Annotated in this window: 16 protein-coding genes; 10 read left to right on the top strand and 6 right to left on the bottom strand. The window is 59.3% G+C overall.

Features of this window, described 5'->3' with window-relative positions; all coding sequences use genetic code 11:
- Positions 1-44: 44 nt before the first annotated feature.
- From BOP96_RS22610 to BOP96_RS22600, 3 genes are all read right to left on the bottom strand, one after another.
- Positions 45-863 carry a phosphoglycolate phosphatase gene (locus BOP96_RS22610; protein ID WP_014720172.1) on the bottom strand — a complete coding sequence of 273 codons (819 nt, stop codon included), beginning with the start codon at positions 861-863 and terminating at the stop codon, positions 45-47.
- Complete coding sequence (gene rpe / locus BOP96_RS22605) at positions 860-1,534, bottom strand: ribulose-phosphate 3-epimerase (RefSeq protein ID WP_003194703.1); 675 nt, start codon at positions 1,532-1,534, stop codon at positions 860-862. Before rpe ends, BOP96_RS22610 begins: the two co-directional genes overlap by 4 nt.
- 84 nt (positions 1,535-1,618) lie before the next feature.
- The gene (locus tag BOP96_RS22600) at positions 1,619-2,767 is read right to left on the bottom strand and encodes an iron-containing alcohol dehydrogenase (RefSeq protein WP_014720173.1); all 1,149 of its coding nucleotides are present in this window, start codon (positions 2,765-2,767) and stop codon (positions 1,619-1,621) included.
- A 213-nt stretch (positions 2,768-2,980) separates the two neighbouring features.
- Here BOP96_RS22600 and BOP96_RS22595 point away from each other — a divergent pair, with 213 nt between their 5' ends.
- Positions 2,981-3,955, top strand: coding sequence for an alpha/beta hydrolase family protein (locus BOP96_RS22595; RefSeq protein WP_073454085.1), 975 nt, complete (start codon positions 2,981-2,983; stop codon positions 3,953-3,955).
- A 76-nt stretch (positions 3,956-4,031) separates the two neighbouring features.
- Here BOP96_RS22595 and BOP96_RS22590 read toward each other — a convergent pair whose 3' ends face one another.
- Genes BOP96_RS22590 through BOP96_RS22580 form a run of 3 tightly spaced genes read right to left on the bottom strand, consistent with a single transcriptional unit; the run spans position 4,032 to position 6,497 of the window.
- Positions 4,032-4,799: a TerB family tellurite resistance protein gene (locus tag BOP96_RS22590; protein ID WP_014720175.1), complete on the bottom strand. Its 768-nt coding sequence runs from the start codon at positions 4,797-4,799 to the stop codon at positions 4,032-4,034.
- Position 4,800: 1 nt separating this feature from the next.
- Positions 4,801-5,475: an N-acetylmuramate alpha-1-phosphate uridylyltransferase MurU gene (murU, locus tag BOP96_RS22585; RefSeq protein ID WP_014720176.1), complete on the bottom strand. Its 675-nt coding sequence runs from the start codon at positions 5,473-5,475 to the stop codon at positions 4,801-4,803.
- Positions 5,472-6,497: an aminoglycoside phosphotransferase family protein gene (locus tag BOP96_RS22580; RefSeq protein WP_019817796.1), complete on the bottom strand. Its 1,026-nt coding sequence runs from the start codon at positions 6,495-6,497 to the stop codon at positions 5,472-5,474. The genes murU and BOP96_RS22580 overlap by 4 nt, the downstream gene beginning before the upstream one ends.
- 305 nt (positions 6,498-6,802) lie before the next feature.
- Here BOP96_RS22580 and BOP96_RS30175 point away from each other — a divergent pair, with 305 nt between their 5' ends.
- The 9 genes from BOP96_RS30175 to glpE all read left to right on the top strand — a co-directional run bounded on the left by BOP96_RS30175 (position 6,803) and on the right by glpE (position 17,348).
- Complete coding sequence (locus tag BOP96_RS30175) at positions 6,803-6,961, top strand: hypothetical protein (RefSeq protein ID WP_159440257.1); 159 nt, start codon at positions 6,803-6,805, stop codon at positions 6,959-6,961.
- Positions 6,962-7,800: 839 nt separating this feature from the next.
- The gene (gene ltrA / locus BOP96_RS22575) at positions 7,801-9,501 is read left to right on the top strand and encodes a group II intron reverse transcriptase/maturase (RefSeq protein ID WP_047542625.1); all 1,701 of its coding nucleotides are present in this window, start codon (positions 7,801-7,803) and stop codon (positions 9,499-9,501) included.
- Between the two features lie 151 nt (positions 9,502-9,652).
- Positions 9,653-12,430, top strand: a complete 2,778-nt coding sequence (locus tag BOP96_RS22570) for an LPS-assembly protein LptD (protein ID WP_073454083.1) — start codon at positions 9,653-9,655, stop codon at positions 12,428-12,430.
- Positions 12,411-13,745 carry a peptidylprolyl isomerase gene (locus BOP96_RS22565; RefSeq protein ID WP_137271085.1) on the top strand — a complete coding sequence of 445 codons (1,335 nt, stop codon included), beginning with the start codon at positions 12,411-12,413 and terminating at the stop codon, positions 13,743-13,745. Before BOP96_RS22570 ends, BOP96_RS22565 begins: the two co-directional genes overlap by 20 nt.
- Positions 13,742-14,731, top strand: a complete 990-nt coding sequence (gene pdxA, locus BOP96_RS22560; RefSeq protein WP_014720180.1) for a 4-hydroxythreonine-4-phosphate dehydrogenase PdxA — start codon at positions 13,742-13,744, stop codon at positions 14,729-14,731. The genes BOP96_RS22565 and pdxA overlap by 4 nt, the downstream gene beginning before the upstream one ends.
- A complete protein-coding gene (rsmA, locus tag BOP96_RS22555) occupies positions 14,728-15,540 on the top strand; it encodes a 16S rRNA (adenine(1518)-N(6)/adenine(1519)-N(6))-dimethyltransferase RsmA (RefSeq protein WP_020302176.1) in 813 nt (270 codons plus the stop codon). Before pdxA ends, rsmA begins: the two co-directional genes overlap by 4 nt.
- A gap of 237 nt (positions 15,541-15,777) precedes the next feature.
- Positions 15,778-16,158, top strand: a complete 381-nt coding sequence (gene apaG / locus BOP96_RS22550; protein WP_003194726.1) for a Co2+/Mg2+ efflux protein ApaG — start codon at positions 15,778-15,780, stop codon at positions 16,156-16,158.
- Positions 16,158-17,009, top strand: coding sequence for a symmetrical bis(5'-nucleosyl)-tetraphosphatase (locus tag BOP96_RS22545; RefSeq protein WP_014720182.1), 852 nt, complete (start codon positions 16,158-16,160; stop codon positions 17,007-17,009). Before apaG ends, BOP96_RS22545 begins: the two co-directional genes overlap by 1 nt.
- A gap of 9 nt (positions 17,010-17,018) precedes the next feature.
- Positions 17,019-17,348 carry a thiosulfate sulfurtransferase GlpE gene (glpE, locus tag BOP96_RS22540; RefSeq protein WP_014720183.1) on the top strand — a complete coding sequence of 110 codons (330 nt, stop codon included), beginning with the start codon at positions 17,019-17,021 and terminating at the stop codon, positions 17,346-17,348.
- Positions 17,349-17,382 lie beyond the last annotated feature (34 nt).

The following is a 17,382-nucleotide window of genomic DNA, read 5'->3' as shown; positions in this document are numbered from 1 at the left end:
TCAAGTCAGGTAGGCAAACGTGCCGCACACGCGGCCTGGATCAGTCAGGCGCGCCAACGCCAGCGGGCCAGGGCCTTGATGACTTTCATCCAGAGTTTGCGAGTGACCACCACGATGGAATTTCCAGAAGGGGACGAATCAATGTCGGGCAACGTTATCTCAGCGCCCGCGCCCAAGCAACCGGGGATTAGCAGTCGCAGGTCATCAATGACCAGAGCGGGGGACTCCTCCGCAATCGGCCGGCCATGGTTGTAACCATAACTCAAGGCCACGCACTGCACGCCCGCCGCTTTAGCCGCCAACACATCACTGCGCGAATCGCCGACAAACAGCGACTGAGACGCCGGAATATTGGCCATTTTCATTACGAAAAACAGGGCCGCAGGGTCTGGTTTTTTCTGCGGCAAGGTATCGCCGCCGATGATCCAGCGGAAGTAGCGCCCGATTTTCATCTGGTCCAACAACGGCGCAACGAAGCGCTCCGGCTTGTTGGTGATCAGGGCCATTTCCACGCCCTGCTTGCTCAACCACTTGAGGGTGTCACGCACGCCGGGGTAAACCACGGTCAGTTCGTGGCTGCTTTCGTAAGCGGCATTGAACAGCTCCAAGGCATGTTCTGCCTCGACCTCATCCACGCCCGTGGCATCGATGTCGTTGGCCAGGGCCCGGCGCACCAACATCGGCGCGCCATTGCCGACCCACTTGCGCACTGACTCGATGCCTGCCGGTTTGCGCCCCAGCTTGAGCAGCATCTGGTCCACCGCGGCCGCCAGGTCGGGCACCGAGTCGATCAAGGTACCGTCCAGATCGAACATCACCAGCCGTGGCAATTTGCCGGGGAACAACTGCTCAAAACCGCTCATGGACGCGCCAGCGCCAGTTCGGCACGCATCTTGTCAATGACGGCCTGGTAGTCCGGGGCATTGAAAATCGCCGAGCCGGCCACGAAGGTATCGGCACCCGCTGCGGCGATCTCACGGATATTGTTGACGTTAACGCCGCCGTCAATCTCCAGGCGAATGTCACGCCCCGACGCATCAATCAGCGCACGGGCCTCACGCAGCTTGTTCAAGGTGCCAGGGATGAACTTCTGCCCGCCGAAGCCTGGGTTGACGCTCATCAGCAAGACCATGTCGACCTTGTCCATCACGTACTCAAGCACGCTCAGCGGAGTGGCCGGGTTGAATACCAGGCCCGCCTTGCAGCCGCCTTCGCGGATCAGTTGCAAGGTGCGGTCAACGTGCAATGTAGCTTCCGGGTGGAAGGTGATGTAAGTCGCACCCGCCTCGATGAAGTCACCGACGATACGGTCTACCGGACTGACCATCAGGTGCGCATCAATCGGCGCGGTGATGCCGTACTTGCGCAACGCGGCGCACACCATCGGGCCGATGGTCAGGTTGGGTACGTAGTGGTTGTCCATGACATCGAAGTGCACGAAGTCGGCACCGGCGGCCAACACCTTGTCCACTTCCTCACCCAGGCGGGCGAAGTCGGCAGAGAGAATCGATGGAGCAATGACGAAGGGCTGCATGACGCACCTTTTTTGAGCTAAATCACGATGGCGCGCATTGTATACCTCATGCTTTGCTGCGCGCACCGTGACCTATCTCAACGGTTAGTAAGCTGCCCGGTAGATTTTTTCGATATCGGCGGCGCTGAGCTTGCGCGGGTTGTTACGCATCAAGCGTTCAATGCCTGCAGCTTCGCTGGCCATGGCCGGGATGGCGTCCTCGGGCACGCCGAAACTGCGCAGGCCGGACGGGATCTCCACTGCCGCACATAACCGCGTCATCGCCTCTACAGCCTGGTCGGCAGCGTCATTCACACTCAGCCCGGCGATATTGACGCCCATGGCCTGGGCGATGTCCTGCATACGCTCGACGCAGGCCAATTTGTTCCAGTGCATGACATACGGCAGCAACAGCGCATTACTGACGCCATGGGCAATATTGAAGCGCCCACCCAACGGGTACGCCAGCGCATGCACGGCACCGACGCCCGCGTTGCCAAAGGCCATGCCGGCCATCAGGCTGGCGGTGGCCATGTCGTCACGGGCCTGCAGGTTGGCCGGGTTGGCGTAAGCCTTGGGCAACGCGCTGGCAATCAATCTGATCGCACCGATGGCCAGGGCGTCGGTAATCGGCGAGGCATGCAGCGACAGGTAGGACTCGATGGCATGCACCAAGGCGTCCACGCCACTGGCGGCCGTGACACCTCGCGGGCAGGTCAAGGTCATTTGCGGGCTGATCAGCGCGACATCCGGCAGCAAGTAATCGCTGACGATGCCTTTTTTCAGCTGTGCAGCCTTGTCGGACAGTATCGCCACATTGGTCACCTCCGAGCCGGTACCGGCCGTGGTGGGGATGGCGATCAACGGCGGGCCTTTGCGCGGCACCTGATCGACGCCAAACAAGTCCGCCAGCGCGCCGTGATAACCGGCATAGGCCGCCACGCTTTTGGCGATGTCGATGGCACTGCCGCCGCCCACACCGATCAGGCCGTCATGCCCCCCTTCGCGGTACGCACGCATGCAGTCTTCGACGATGGCAATTTCCGGATCGGGCAGCACGCGGTCGAAGATTTCGTAGGCTCGATCACCCAGATGCTCCAAGGCCAGCGCCACGGTACCGGACTGGACCAGCGCGGCGTCAGTGACGATCAGTGGGTTATCCACATCCAGGCGCGTGAGTTCGGCAGCCAGTTGTTCGATGGCACCTGCACCGGTCAGCAGTTTGTGGGCGATCTTGAATGAGGAAGTACTCATGTGCGCGGCCTCTTATGAATGATGGGCTGGCACAAGAATAGCTGCCCCTGGCGTGTTGTCTGCCATTCATTGGTTGAATGGCCGCGCCGCGACCATCAAGACAGCTAACAAACCGCCGATAGCCTGTCGATAGCGAGAACCGCGCCTCATACCCCTGACAAATACCGACCAACCCATTAGGCTGCTGGAATCACTTCTGGCCGGGAATCAACGATGCTTTTTCTTCACCGTTCGGCACTGCCAGCATTGTGCCTGTCACTGCTGTTTACCAGCGTCTTGCCTGTTCAGGCCGAGGATGCACCCTCGCCTGCCGTCGAAAAACCGGCTGAACGCCAGGCCTTGCCCGAGCGTAGCCAGCAAGAAGCCAGTGCGCTCGAACGGCAGGTGCCGCAGCAGGAGCAACAGCAATTGCAAGCTGGTAGCGATTCGTTCCTGGCGCTATGGAAACCCGCCAACAGCGCCGAAGCCGAGGGTGTGGTGATTCTCATACCAGGTGCCGGGGAGAACGCGGACTGGCCGCAGGCCATCGCGCCTCTGCGGCGCAAGTTACCGGACGCCGCCTGGGGCACCCTCAGCCTGTCATTGCCTGACGTCAGTGTGGACACCCTGCCGCCACGGCTCATCGAACCGCCGAAAGCGGCGGTCGATACCAGCAGCAAGGAAGGCAGCACCGCTGCCAAGCCGGTCGAACAGGCCGCCAGTGCCGAGGCCGAAGGCACTGACCCGGCGGTGGTGCCGGGGGCGGATGAGCAGGACAAGACCGACGCCAAGCGCATCTTCGACCGTATCGACGCCGCCGTCGCCTTCGCCCAGACCCAAAGCGCCCGCAGTGTGGTGTTGCTCGGCCATGGCACCGGGGCCTGGTGGGCGGCACGCTACCTCAGCGAGAAACAACCCTCCCAGGTGCAGAGGTTGGTGATGGTGGCCGGCAAGACGCCTGCGGCTCGCCAACCGGACCTGCAGCAACTGGCGCCGGCCTTGAAGGTACCCACGGCGGACGTGTTCTATCAAGAGGGCGCCCAGGATCGCAAGAACGCCCTGGAGCGACTCCAGGCGGCCAAGCGCTCGAAGAATGACAGCTATAAGCAGGTGTCGCTCACGGCGTTACCCGACAATAGCGCGGCGGAGCAAGAGCAGTTGTACCGCAGGGTTCGCGGGTGGCTGAGCCCGCAGGGCAGCGCAGACTGATCACATAGTCGACCATGTCGCACAACGAAGTGGCAGGGGCAAGCCCCCTCCCACATGGCGTTGAGTGGCGATAGTCTCAACGAAAATCCCGCCGCTCGCGAATCAGCGCATAGGCGTTATGCAACTCTCGGGTTCGTTCGGTCGCCTCCCGCACTTGCGCGGGGCTGGCACCCGTGCCGGCGATCTTGTCCGGATGGTGACGGCTGAGCAGGCGGCGGTAGGCGCGCTTGATCACCGAAGGCTCAGTGGTTGCCGTCACCCCCAGGATACGCAACGCCTCCTGATAGGCACCGCCACGATTGGCCAATGGCTTGCGCTCCGGCGCGTAATCGGTCGCCAATGCCTGAAGCTGCTGTGGCGTCCAGCCCAACCACTTGCCCCACTGGTCGATCAGGTCGCGCTCGGCAGCATCCGCTCGACCGTCCGCCCACGCCATGCGCCAACAGGCGCGCAGCACGCCTTCCGCCGCATGGGGCTGCGTCTTGAGCACCCGCAGGTAACGGCGAACCCGGTCGCTGCCGGACTTGCCACGGTTGAAGGCGCTGATCGCGCGGCGCTGGGCCGGCTCACTCATGTCCAGTGCGCGCATCTCCTGGCGCGCTTGCTGGATATGCCCATCGACAACCCGGCCATTACTCTTGGCTAGGCGTCCCAGCAGCACAAACAGCAGTTCATCGTTGCGCAAAGCCGGGCGCCCACCCAGGCGTTCACGCAACTGCGCCCAACTGTGCAGTTGCAGACGGCGATCCAGCGCCTGCCCCAGCAATGCCCCCAACAGAGCCCCCGGAATACTGGCAATGGCAAAGCCAGCCCCGGCGCCGATCAGCGTCCCTGGCCACAACATCCTACTGCCCCGCTGTCAGCAAGGTTTCGACCTGCGCCAATCGCTCCAGCGTCCCTACATCCACCCAGCGTCCTGCCATGTGCTCCCCCGTTACCAAACCTTTGGCCATGGCCTCGCGCAACAGCGGGGCCAGCTTGAAGGCACCGGCGCTGCAACCCGCGAACAATTTAGGGTCGAGCACTGAAATGCCACTGAAGGTCAGGTTATCGGCACCGGGCGCGGCATCATGAAGCACACCGTGATCCAGGTAGAAATCCCCGCCCGAGGGGTGGTGTGCTGGGTTGTCGACCATCACCAAGTGCGCTAGGCCCCGGATCGGCTGCTTGAGCTGGATGAAATCGTAGTCGGTCCATATATCGCCATTGACCACCAGAAACGGTTCGTCGCCCAGCAGCGGCAACGCCTGGAATATCCCCCCCCCCGTTTCCAGCGGTTCACCCTCCGGCGAGTAGCGGATGCGCAGACCGAATTGGGCACCGTCGCCCAGGTAGCTTTCGATCTGCTCGCCGAGCCAGGCGTGGTTGATCACGATCTCGGTAAAGCCGGCCTTCGCCAAGGCTTCAAGGTGATACTCGATCAGCCGCTTGCCGCCGGCTTGCACCAGCGGCTTGGGCGTATGCAGGGTGAGCGGACGCATGCGCTCGCCCTTGCCCGCCGCCAGGATCATCGCCTTCATACGCTGGCCTCGGCAGGTTCGCGCAGGCTGGCGAGTAACTCGCCCAGGTCACTCAACTCGGGTCGGTCGGCCAGCACCGCTTCTATATAAGCAAAGAAACGCGGCACGTCGGCTAGGTAGCGTGGTTTGCCGTCGCGGTGGCAGATACGCGAAAAGATGCCGATAACCTTGAGGTGACGCTGCACGCCCATCAGGTCGCTGGCACGCAGGAACTCCTCAAAGTCGTCCTGTACTGGAATCCCCAACTGTCCGGCACGCTGCCAATAGCCACGCTGCCATTCGCGCACGCGGGCCTGGGGCCAACTGAGGAAGGCGTCCTTGAACAGGCAGGTGATGTCATAGGTCACCGGGCCGTAGACCGCGTCCTGGAAATCCAGCACGCCAGGGCTTGGCTCACTGATCATCAGGTTGCGCGGCATGTAGTCGCGGTGCACCAGCACCTTGGGCTGCGCCAGGGCGCTGTCGATCAACTGCTGGCTGGCACGTTGCCAGAGGGCTTGTTGCTCAGGGTCGAGGTCGATGCCCAGGTGACGGCGCACGTACCATTCCGGGAACAGTTCCAGCTCGCGACGCAATAAGGCCACGTCATAGCTGGGCAACGGCGCATCCATCGGCAATTGCTGGAAAGCCAGCAGCGCTTCGATGGCATCGGCAAATAATTGATCAGCATTTTCACCGTCAATCACGTCCAGATAGGTTTTTCTGCCCAGGTCATTGAGCAAAAGAAAGCCACGGGGCAAATCTTCTGCATAAATTTTTGGCACATTTATTCCCGATTTCGCGAGCAAATGCGCAATATCGACGAAAGGTTTGCAGTTTTCCTGGGGGGGTGGCGCGTCCATGACGACGAACGTATGGGCACCGCCCTCCCATCGAAAATAACGCCTGAAACTCGCGTCGCTGCTGGCCGCGGTCAATGTGGCCGGGGGCACGGGGCCCCAGTCCTGAGCGTTGAAGAGGATCGGCAACTGCTCATCCAGCCAGACTTCCAGCTGTTGTAAACGTAGATCTTGCTCGGGCATTACAAGGGTCTCCGACGGCGCTAGCCGTCAAGCGGGGCATGCTTTATTATCACGCATCTTGTGCGACACGCGTAGCGTGTCTCCAGGTTGGCGGTGAGACGTCATCGTCAAGGGTTTTCCGCAAGGAAACCGATAGCCCGGTAGCCAATCCGGGAAACAAAACAGCCCAGGGGTCCCACTGCTTAGAAGGACTCGTTGTCGCTGCGGCGACAATAGCGAACCCCAAAGCCGCTTAGCACTCAGAAGCGCGGCTATGGTCCGATTTTCGGACTGGGAGTGCCTACTTCACTACTGATGAGGTCGTTATGCATAAACGTCTGGCTCAAAAAGCAGATGTATCTGCAGTTCAGGTAGAAATGCGGAAATTCATTTCAGATACTCTGAACAGAATGACCTGGAACTTCGGCTTGATGACGCTGGTTTCAACCATCGTCATGGTTACTGCCATGTTCCTAATCAGATAGTGCATCCACATAGGTCTCACGACCTACCCATGCGGGAAGAATCCCCGCAGGGATTCCTCCTGCCTTAAACAGGAGGAAATACTCTTTGAGCGTGCTGCCTTGCAGTCCCCCGCTCATATCAAACCGGAGACACGAGCGAAAACTCTGTCTGTCATTGTCCAACTATCTTGCTCTGAGATAGCAGCGGACTCGTTGTGCGACCAACGATAGCCTAGGAAAACATGCGTCACTGGTAACGGTGGGGTGTGAAGCTTTTCCGACAATGTAGTCCCCATCAGGGTGTGCTTTTGCCGTGAGGCAAAGTACAGACGCTCGGAGCAGTACCGGGTCGAGACGCTAGGCTGGTTGGCATGGGTAACGTAAGTGAACTGCTGATAAACGCCGTAATGATAAACATGCCAAAACTGCTGTTAGGCATGGACCAAAAGGTATGGGGCCAGATATTCCTGTGGGATGTGGGAATACGTCGCTACAAGGCCTCCGGTGAAAAGGCAGACCCTAAACCAATCGTGTGACAGGCAGGGAACGTGGTAAGCCCGTATGGCTGCCTTCGGGCAGGTGAACCGCAAGGGGATCTATTGGCTGTGCGGGTATGGGATCGCAGAAAAAGCGAACGCCGGGCTGTAATGGCGCGGATAGGGGTTGGAACATTACCCCACGGGAAACCGGGCAGACTTCTGCGTGGTCTTTTATCGCATGAACGCTGAGTAAACCTGTCTCAATCATCTTCGAAGTCCGGCAGTAATGGGCTTCTTATTCATCCACTCCTGACGGGAGCGTCCATTCCCGTCAGGGGATGCGTACGTCTTCTGCTCGGGGAAACTTGAGAGGAAGGCAGCATGTTAGTACCTAGCCAACTGGCCGGGTCTGCGCCTTCTGGCGTTCCGCAGCATTGGCATGACATCGATTGGTGTCGTGTGCAGCAGAACGTACGGGCGATGCAGATTCGGATTGCGAAGGCTTGTCGGGAAGGCAATTGGCGCCGGGTGAAAGCCCTGCAACGGATGCTGACCCGCTCTCGTTCGGCCAGATATTTGGCCATACGGAGAGTCACTGAAAACCAGGGCAAGCGCACGGCGGGAGTCGACCGCGTGCTCTGGGATACACCCGATGCCAAGTGGAAGGCGGCAAATGGGTTGAAGCGCCACGGGTATAAACCACGGCCATTACGGCGTGTGTTTATCCCGAAGTCGAATGGAAAGGAACGCCCTCTGGGCATTCCAACCATGACTGACAGAGCCATGCAGGCGCTATACCTGCTAGCCCTGGCGCCTATCGCTGAAACCACCGGCGATCCAAACAGCTACGGCTTTCGGATCGAGCGCTCCACGGCTGATGCGATGGGACAGTTGTTCGTTTGTCTATCCAAGAAGGCTTCGGCCCAATGGGTCTTGGAAGCGGACATTAAAGGCTGCTTTGACCACATCAACCATGACTGGCTGATCGAAAATGTCCCAACGGACAAAGAAATCCTCCGAAAATGGTTGAAAGCTGGAGTGATTCACAAAGGCCAGCTACAGGCAACGAATGCCGGTACACCACAGGGCGGGATTATCTCGCCCACCTTGGCGAATTTGGTGCTGGATGGACTGGAATCACAGCTCAAGCAACACCTGGGCGTGACGAAGGCGAAGAAGCTGAAAATTAACGTGGTGCGATATGCGGATGATTTTGTGATTACCGGTAGCTCGAAAGAGATGCTCGAAAATGAGATCAAACCTTGGGTTGAGCGGTTTCTCGCGGTGCGAGGGTTGCAGCTGTCGCTTGAGAAAACCCACGTCGTCCACATAGATGAAGGTTTCGACTTCCTTGGTTGGAATTTCCGCAAATACGGAGGGAAACTCCTGATCAAACCTGCCAAAAAGAACGTGAAAGCGTTCTATAGGAAGGTAAAAGAAGTCATCAGTACTAACAAAGCGGTGAAACAGGAGGAGTTGATCCGCCTGCTTAATCCGATACTGCGAGGCTGGGCGCTGTATCACCAGCCTGTGGTCGCCAAGAAGGCGTACAGCCGCATGGACCACCAAATATTCCAAGCGCTTTGGCGTTGGGCGAAAAGGCGGCATCCAAACAAAAGTCTCGACTGGGTAAGGGAGAAGTATTTCCAAACCTATGAAAGTCGAAGCTGGGTGTTCGCCACCACGGTCATAACGGAGTCAGGAGGCAAAGAGGCAATTCGGTTATACGCCCTAGAGGCCACGCCGATTGAGAGGCACAGGAAGATCAGCGGGGATTTTAATCCGTTTGATCCCTCTATGGAGGAAATGGGAGAGGCATTGCGGATGTCCCGGATGCTCGGGAAATTGAAGTACCGCAAACAAATTCTTCATCTATTTCAATCCCAAAAAGGACTGTGCGTACTATGCAAAAGCCCAATATCTAGGGAGACTGGGTGGCACGACCACCACATCATTTATCGCTCACAAGGCGGTGGTGACTCGCTGGACAACCGGGTACTATTGCATCCCATTTGCCACCAGCAGCTTCACGCTCGTGGACTAACAGTGTACAAACCGGCTCCCCCAAGGGGGGCTTCGTAAAGACTTGAGCCGTATGCGCTGAAAGGCGCACGTACGGTTTTTAGGGGGGAGCAGACCAGAAATGGTCTGTTCCTACCCAACTTTCAGACCATCGAGAGGCGTGCGGCCCAAACCGCGGGCAGATGGCACGCAGGAAGCCCGGACTAATAAGATGGCATTGAAATCCCCCGCGTTTCGTAGAAAATTTCCGTTGCTGGTAACCGGCAGTCTGCTGGCCTTGCAACCTTTCGCCACCTCATTCGTGGTCGCCGCGGAACAGTATGACTGCTCAGTCTCTGCTTCGGGTGCCTGGGATTGCGCGCCGAAGACCGCCGCCGCCCCATTGCCACCGCGCCCGGTGCATGACGGTGCTGCCGTCAGCTCGGCCAACAGCACGCCGCAAGGCAAAGCTGGCGGCAGCGTCGACGCCGAACCCAAGACCATGCTGGTCACCGAAGCCAAGGGCCGTGGCCTGCGTTCGCGCAGTGCCGACTACAGCCACCTTGACTGGGTACCTCGCGACAAGCTGACCGCAGCACAGTTGGCCGAAACCGGCCCTTACTGCGGCGGCGCCTACATCGAGCCGACTCGTCCTGGCATGAACGACAAGACGAACAAGAGCGATGCGCCGACCTTCATCGGCGCCAAGGCTTCTCGTTACGAGCAGGAGCAGCAGGTCGCTACCCTGGCCGGTGACGTGGTCATGCGCCAGGGCAGCATGCAGCTGGAGTCAGACGAAGCCAGCCTGTACCAGGCGGAGAACCGTGGCGAACTGAATGGCAAGGTGCGCCTGCGCGATAACGGCGCCCTGATCGTGGGTGACCATGCCCAGGTCCAGCTCGACACCGGTGCCGCCCAGATCGATAACGCCGAATACGTGATGCACAAGTCACGCATCCGCGGTAACGCGCTGTACGCCAAGCGTGCAGAGAATGCGATCATCCGTCTCAAGGACGGTACGTACACCACCTGCGAGCCGGACAGCAACGCCTGGCAGCTCAAGGGCAACAACATCACGTTGAACCCGGCCACCGGTTTCGGTACGGCGACCAACGCGACGTTGCGCGTCAAGAACATCCCGATCCTGTACACCCCGTACATCTACTTCCCGATCGACGACCGTCGCCAATCCGGCTTCCTGCCGCCGAGCTTCAGCACCGGTGGGGAAACTGGCTTTACGCTGGTAACACCGTACTACTTCAACCTGGCGCCGAACTACGATGCCACGTTGTACCCGCAGTACATGACCAAGCGCGGCTTGTTGATGGAGGGCGAATTCCGCTATCTGACCAAGTCGAGTGAAGGGCAGTTTGGTGGGGCGTATCTCAACGACGATAACGATGAGCGCAAGAACCAGACCGATTACGAAAAGACCCGCTATATGCTCAATTGGCAGCATAAAGGTGGGTTGGATTCACGTCTGACGTCACAGGTGGATTACACCCGGATCAGCGATCCTTACTACTTCCAGGATTTGAAGTCGTTTGAGGAAGGGGTTGAGAGCCAAGACGCTCTGAACCAGCAGGGATCTTTGACATATCGGGGCGATTCTTATCAGGCCCGTTTGAATGTCCAAGCCTATCAACTGGCGACAATCACTCAGATCACACCGTATGACCGGTTGCCGCAACTCACACTGAATGGCCAACTGCCATTTCATCCGGGCGGGCTGGATTTCAGTTATGAAACCGAAGCCGTACGCTTTGATCGAGACTTGGAGAACGGTAACTTTACGGACGAAAATGGCTTGGTTTCGCGTCGTCTGGATACCAACGTTACCGGCCTGACCCGTGCAAACGGCACTCGTCTGAACCTTGCGCCAGCTGTCTCTTATCCGATGAACTGGTCCTACGGCTTTTTGACGCCGAAGTTGAAGTACGTTTATACCAAGTACGATCTTGACCTTGACGGTACAGGCAAGAGCCAAATGGCTGCAGGAGGTCAAACCTTCAATAGCTCACAGGACCGCTCAGTACCTATTGCAAGCATCGACAGCGGCCTGTACTTCGACCGTAAAACCAATTGGTTCGGCAAAGACTACAACCAGACCCTCGAACCTCGTGCGTTCTACCTCTACGTACCGAATAAAGACCAGACCGAGATCCCTGTCTTCGACACCAGCGAGAACTCGTTCAGCTACTCCTCGTTGTTCCGGGATAACCGCTTCAGCGGTTCCGACCGCATCGGCGACGAAAACAAGCTGTCCTTTGGTCTCACCAGCCGCTGGATTGAAGAGAACGGTTTCGAACGTCAACGCGCTTCCATCGGCCAAGCGGTGTACTTCAAGGATCGTGAAGTTCAATTGCCTGGCATCGACGCCAAGACACGTGATGACGCCCACTCGAACGTATCTCCTGTTGCACTGGAGTACGAGTTCCGCTTCAACCGCGACTGGCGCGCCACAGCCGACTACAACTGGGACACCGAGAGCCATAGCCCTCGCTCCGGCAGCGCGATGTTCCACTACCAGCCGGAAGACAACCCGAACAAGGTCGTCAACCTGGGCTACCGCTATCGCAACGACCAGGTTGTCTACAACCAACTGACCGGTAAATGGCAGTTCGGCGGAGACTTCGGCAGCCCGGGCCAAGAGAACTACGTGAAGGATTACTACAAAATCCAACAACACGACTTCTCGATGATGTGGCCGATCATTCCCCAGTGGAACCTGATCACGCGCTGGCAGTATGACTATGCTCGCAACCGTACCCTGGAAGCCTTTGGTGGTTTCGAGTACGACAACTGCTGCTGGAAACTGCGCGTCATCAACCGTTACTGGGTTTCCAACGACGAATACACGCAGATCGCCCCTCAGAACGAAAAGGGTGACCACGGGCTCTTCTTCCAGATCGTCCTTAAAGGACTCGGCGGCCTGACCGGCGCCAAGGTAGAGAGCTTCCTCGACAAAGGCATTCAAGGTTATCGTGAACGTGAAGACAAAGCTTTCTGAGTGTTTGCGCCCGCTAGTGCTGGGCGCGCTGTTCCTGGGTACTGTTTCGGCACACGCCGCAGTTCAACAGCTGGATAAAGTAGCGGCCATCGTCGACAACGACGTGATCATGCAGAGCCAGCTGGACCAACGGGTCAAGGAAGTTCAGCAAACCATCGCCAAGCGTGGCGGTGGTGTGCCACCGAGCAGCGTCCTGGAACCCCAGGTGCTGGAGCGTCTGATCGTCGAGAACCTGCAATTGCAGATTGGCGACCGTTCTGGCATCCGTATTTCAGACGAAGAATTGAACCAGGCCGTTGGCACCATCGCCCAGCGTAACAACATGAGCATTGATCAGTTCCGCGCCGCCCTGGCTCGCGATGGTTTGTCCTACGAGGACGCCCGTGACCAGATCAAGCGCGAAATGATCATCAGCCGTGTGCGCCAGCGCCGTGTGGCCGAGCGGGTTCAGGTGTCCGAGCAGGAAGTGAAGAACTTCCTGGCCTCGGACCTGGGCAAGATGCAGCTCTCCGAAGAGTTGCACTTGGCCAATATCCTGATCCCAACCCCGGACGGAGCCAACTCTGAGCAGCTTAATGCCGCCGCCGCTAAAACCCAGGCGATCTATGAGCGCCTGAAAGCGGGTGCAGATTTTGCCCAGATGGCCATTGCTCAGTCCGGCAGCGACAACGCCCTCGAAGGCGGTGACATGGGCTGGCGTAAAGCCGCTCAATTGCCACCTCCGTTTGATCGCGAATTGAGCGCCATGGAAGTCGGTGGCATTACCCAGCCAGCCCGCACCCCGGGTGGCTTCATCATCCTGAAGCTGCTGGAACGTCGCGGTGGCGAGACTTCGCTGAAAGACGAAGTCCATGTTCGTCACATCCTGGTCAAACCGAGCGAAATCCGCACCGAGGCACAAACCAAGGAACTGGCCCAGAAGATCTACGACCGCATTGAAAGCGGTGAAGACTTCGCCACCCTGGCTAAAAGCTTCTCGGAAGACCCAGGTTCTGCCCTTAACGGCGGCGATCTGAACTGGATCGACCCGAAAGCTCTGGTGCCTGAGTTCCAGCAGGTTATGGCCGAGACACCGCAAGGCGTATTGTCCAAGCCGTTCAAGACTCAGTACGGCTGGCATGTGCTGGAAGTGCTTGGCCGTCGCGCCACGGACAACACCACCCAGGCCCGCGAGCAGCAAGCCCTGAGCGTACTGCGTAACCGCAAATACGACGAAGAGCTGCAAACCTGGCTGCGTCAGATCCGTGACGAAGCGTATGTAGAGAACAAGCTGCCAGGCGCCGAGCAAACAGGCACCGACCAGGCACCCCAGTGAAACCCCAGCGTTTCGCGGTGACACCCGGCGAGCCAGCCGGCATTGGTCCAGACCTGTGCCTGCTGCTCGCCTCGCAACCCCAGCCACACCCCCTGATTGCCATTACCAGCCGCGACCTGCTCCTTGAGCGGGCCGCGCAACTGGGTGTGGCCGTCAACCTGCTGGACGTGGCGCCGGGCAACTGGCCCGACCTGCCGGCCCCCGCCGGCAGCCTGTATGTGTGGGACACCCCGCTGCAAGCCAAAGTGGTTGCAGGGCAGTTGAATACGGCCAACGCGGCATTTGTGCTGGAGACGTTGACCCGTGCGGGCCAAGGCTGCATCGACGGCGACTTCGCCGGCATGATTACCGCGCCGGTGCACAAAGGTGTGATCAACGAATCCGGTATCGCCTTTTCCGGCCATACCGAATTCCTCGCGGAACTGACCCATACCGCTCAAGTGGTGATGATGCTCGCCACCCGCGGCCTGCGTGTGGCGCTGGTGACCACCCACTTGCCGCTGCGTGAAATCGCCGATGCCATCACTGCCGAGCGTGTGGAGCGTGTCACGCGCATCCTGCACAACGACCTGCAACACAAATTCGGCATTGCCCAACCGCGTATCCTGGTCTGTGGGCTTAACCCCCACGCCGGTGAAGGCGGCCACTTGGGCCATGAAGAAATCGACATCATTGAACCGACATTAGAGCGCCTGCGCCAAGAAGGCATGGACCTACGCGGCCCATTGCCTGCAGACACTCTGTTCACCCCCAAATATCTGGAGCACTGCGACGCAGTGCTGGCGATGTACCACGACCAGGGGCTGCCCGTGCTGAAGTACAAAGGCTTCGGCGCCGCAGTCAACGTGACACTGGGCCTGCCGATCATCCGCACTTCCGTCGACCATGGCACCGCCCTGGACCTCGCAGGCAGCGGCAAGATCGATACCGGCAGCCTGCACGTGGCCCTGGAAACCGCCTACCAGATGGCCGAGACCCGTATATGACTGAGCATTACCAACACCGCGCGCGCAAGCGCTTCGGGCAGAACTTCCTGCATGACGCTGGCGTAATCGATCGCATCCTGCGCTCCATCCATGCCAAGCCAGAAGACCGCCTGCTGGAAATCGGCCCAGGTCAGGGCGCGCTGACCCAGGGCCTGCTGGCCAGCGGCGGGCAACTGGACGTCGTGGAACTGGACAAGGACCTGATCCCGATCCTCAACCAGCAGTTCGCCGGCAAAACCAACTTCAACCTGCACCAGGGCGACGCGCTGAAGTTCGACTTCAACAGCCTTGGCGCTGCGCCCAACAGCCTGCGGGTGGTGGGTAACCTGCCGTACAACATCTCCACGCCGCTGATTTTTCACCTGCTGAACAACGCCGGGATCATCCGCGACATGCACTTCATGCTGCAAAAGGAAGTGGTGGAGCGCCTGGCCGCAGGCCCTGGCGGTGGTGACTGGGGCCGCTTGTCGATCATGGTCCAGTATCACTGCCGCGTAGAGCACCTGTTCAACGTCGGCCCGGGCGCGTTCAACCCGCCACCGAAGGTCGATTCAGCCATCGTGCGCCTGGTGCCGCATGCCGTACTGCCGCACCCGGCCAAGGATCACAAACTGCTGGAACGTGTGGTACGCGAAGCGTTCAACCAACGCCGCAAGACCTTGCGTAACACACTCAAAGCCCTGCTGAGCAATGCTGAAATCGAAGCCGCCGGCGTCGACGGCGGCCTGCGCCCCGAGCAACTGGACCTGGCCGCGTTCGTGCGCCTGGCTGACCAGCTTGCCATCCAGCCAGCGCCAACAGCGCAATAGGGTTCAACACCCTCCAATGTGGGAGCGGGCTTGCTCGCGAATGCGGTGGATCAGTTATAGATCAGTTGACTGACGCACCGCATTCGCGAGCAAGCCCGCTCCCACAGGTTCAACCGCGTTACGTTGATAGAGTCGTTTCATCAAGTTCAAGAGCCCAGACAGCATGTCTGGCCTAGTGCCCACCTCTTGGCCTAGACTGACCCGCATCTGCTGCCCTTCGCTTTTAAGGCCTCTTGCATGTCCGATCCTCGCTATCAGATAGACGTCAGCGTCGTCACCCGCTTCCTGGCGGACCAGTCGCAACCCGAACATAACCGCTTCGCCTTTGCCTACACCATTACAGTGAAGAACAACGGGCTGGTGCCGGCCAAACTGCTGTCGCGCCACTGGGTCATCACCGATGGCGACGGCCAGGTCGAGGAAGTGCGCGGGGCAGGCGTTGTCGGCCAGCAACCGTTGATCGACAGCGGCGCCAGCCACACTTATAGCAGCGGCACGGTAATGACCTCCAAGGTCGGCACCATGCAAGGCTCGTATCAAATGAAGGCCACCGACGGCCAACTGTTCGATGCAATCATCAAGCCCTTCCGCCTGGCTGTGCCAGGAGCCCTGCACTGATGGCGACGTACGCGGTCGGCGACCTGCAAGGTTGCCTGGACCCTCTCAAGCGCCTGCTGGAGCGCGTAGCCTTCGACCCGGCAAATGATCGCTTGTGGTTGGTGGGAGACTTGGTTAACCGGGGCCCACAGTCCCTGGAAACCCTGCGCTACCTCTATGGCCTGCGTGATTCCTTGGTATGCGTGCTGGGCAACCATGACCTGCATCTGCTTGCGGCCGGCAACAATATCGAGCGCCTCAAAAAAGGCGACACCCTGCGGGAAATTCTCGAAGCCCCAGACCGCGCTCAACTGCTCGACTGGCTGCGCCGGCAAAAACTCATGCACTACGACGAGGATCGCAACATGGCCTTGGTGCATGCCGGTATCCCGCCGCAGTGGACGCTGAAAAAAGCCCTCAAGTGCGCCGCCGAAGTTGAAAGTGCATTGGCTGATGACAACCTGTACACCGCTTACCTCGACGGCATGTACGGCAACGACCCAGTGAAGTGGGACAACGACCTCACCGGCGTGGCCCGCCTGCGAGTCATCACCAACTACTTCACGCGGATGCGCTTCTGCACGGCCGAAGGCAAACTGGACCTCAAAAGCAAGGAAGGCGCCGACACCGCCCTGCCCGGCTACAAGCCCTGGTTCGCCTACAAGGAACGCAAGACCCGAGACACAAAGATCATCTTTGGCCACTGGGCCGCGCTGGAAGGCAAGTGCGATGAACCCGGCGTGTTCGCCCTCGACACCGGTTGCGTGTGGGGCGGTGCCATGACCCTGATGAACATCGACACGGGCAAGCGCCTCGACTGCCAGTGCGAATCGCCCCTTTCCATTACCCTGCCGGCCACCGCCAAGCAATAGGAGCCCGCCATGACCGAATTCAAACGTATCCCTCCCCAAGAAGCACAGACCCTGCGCGAGCAAGGTGCCGTAGTCGTCGACATCCGCGACCAGCCTACTTATGCCGCCGCTCACATCACCGGCGCCCAGCACTTGGACAACGTCAACATCGCCGACTTCATCCGCGCCGCCGACCTCGATGCACCGCTGATCGTCGCCTGCTACCACGGCAATTCCAGCCAGAGTGCAGCCGCGTATCTGATCAGCCAGGGTTTCTCTGACGTCTACAGCCTGGACGGCGGGTTTGAGCTGTGGCGTACGACCTATCCCGCGGAAATTTCCTCGGGCGATTCGCAATAATTTTTTTCACACCCCGCTACCCCGCGTGACGCTT

Source organism: Pseudomonas sp. FSL W5-0203, from assembly GCF_001896155.1.
Lineage (GTDB): Bacteria > Pseudomonadota > Gammaproteobacteria > Pseudomonadales > Pseudomonadaceae > Aquipseudomonas > Aquipseudomonas paracarnis.
Note: the sequence above shows the minus strand (reverse complement) of the source record. Positions and strands in the feature narration are given on the sequence as shown.

What these genes read in the sequence shown, in the direction of transcription:
- BOP96_RS22610 (WP_014720172.1), bottom strand. Translation starts at nt 863, where the DNA reads ATGAGCGGTTTTGAGCAGTTGTTCCCCGGCAAATTGCCACGGCTGGTG.
- ltrA (WP_047542625.1), top strand. Translation starts at nt 7,801, where the DNA reads ATGTTAGTACCTAGCCAACTGGCCGGGTCTGCGCCTTCTGGCGTTCCG.
- murU (WP_014720176.1), bottom strand. Translation starts at nt 5,475, where the DNA reads ATGAAGGCGATGATCCTGGCGGCGGGCAAGGGCGAGCGCATGCGTCCG.
- glpE (WP_014720183.1), top strand. Translation starts at nt 17,019, where the DNA reads ATGACCGAATTCAAACGTATCCCTCCCCAAGAAGCACAGACCCTGCGC.
- BOP96_RS22600 (WP_014720173.1), bottom strand. Translation starts at nt 2,767, where the DNA reads ATGAGTACTTCCTCATTCAAGATCGCCCACAAACTGCTGACCGGTGCA.
- BOP96_RS22570 (WP_073454083.1), top strand. Translation starts at nt 9,653, where the DNA reads ATGGCATTGAAATCCCCCGCGTTTCGTAGAAAATTTCCGTTGCTGGTA.
- BOP96_RS22590 (WP_014720175.1), bottom strand. Translation starts at nt 4,799, where the DNA reads ATGTTGTGGCCAGGGACGCTGATCGGCGCCGGGGCTGGCTTTGCCATT.
- BOP96_RS30175 (WP_159440257.1), top strand. Translation starts at nt 6,803, where the DNA reads ATGCATAAACGTCTGGCTCAAAAAGCAGATGTATCTGCAGTTCAGGTA.
- rsmA (WP_020302176.1), top strand. Translation starts at nt 14,728, where the DNA reads ATGACTGAGCATTACCAACACCGCGCGCGCAAGCGCTTCGGGCAGAAC.
- rpe (WP_003194703.1), bottom strand. Translation starts at nt 1,534, where the DNA reads ATGCAGCCCTTCGTCATTGCTCCATCGATTCTCTCTGCCGACTTCGCC.
- BOP96_RS22580 (WP_019817796.1), bottom strand. Translation starts at nt 6,497, where the DNA reads ATGCCCGAGCAAGATCTACGTTTACAACAGCTGGAAGTCTGGCTGGAT.
- BOP96_RS22595 (WP_073454085.1), top strand. Translation starts at nt 2,981, where the DNA reads ATGCTTTTTCTTCACCGTTCGGCACTGCCAGCATTGTGCCTGTCACTG.
- BOP96_RS22545 (WP_014720182.1), top strand. Translation starts at nt 16,158, where the DNA reads ATGGCGACGTACGCGGTCGGCGACCTGCAAGGTTGCCTGGACCCTCTC.
- apaG (WP_003194726.1), top strand. Translation starts at nt 15,778, where the DNA reads ATGTCCGATCCTCGCTATCAGATAGACGTCAGCGTCGTCACCCGCTTC.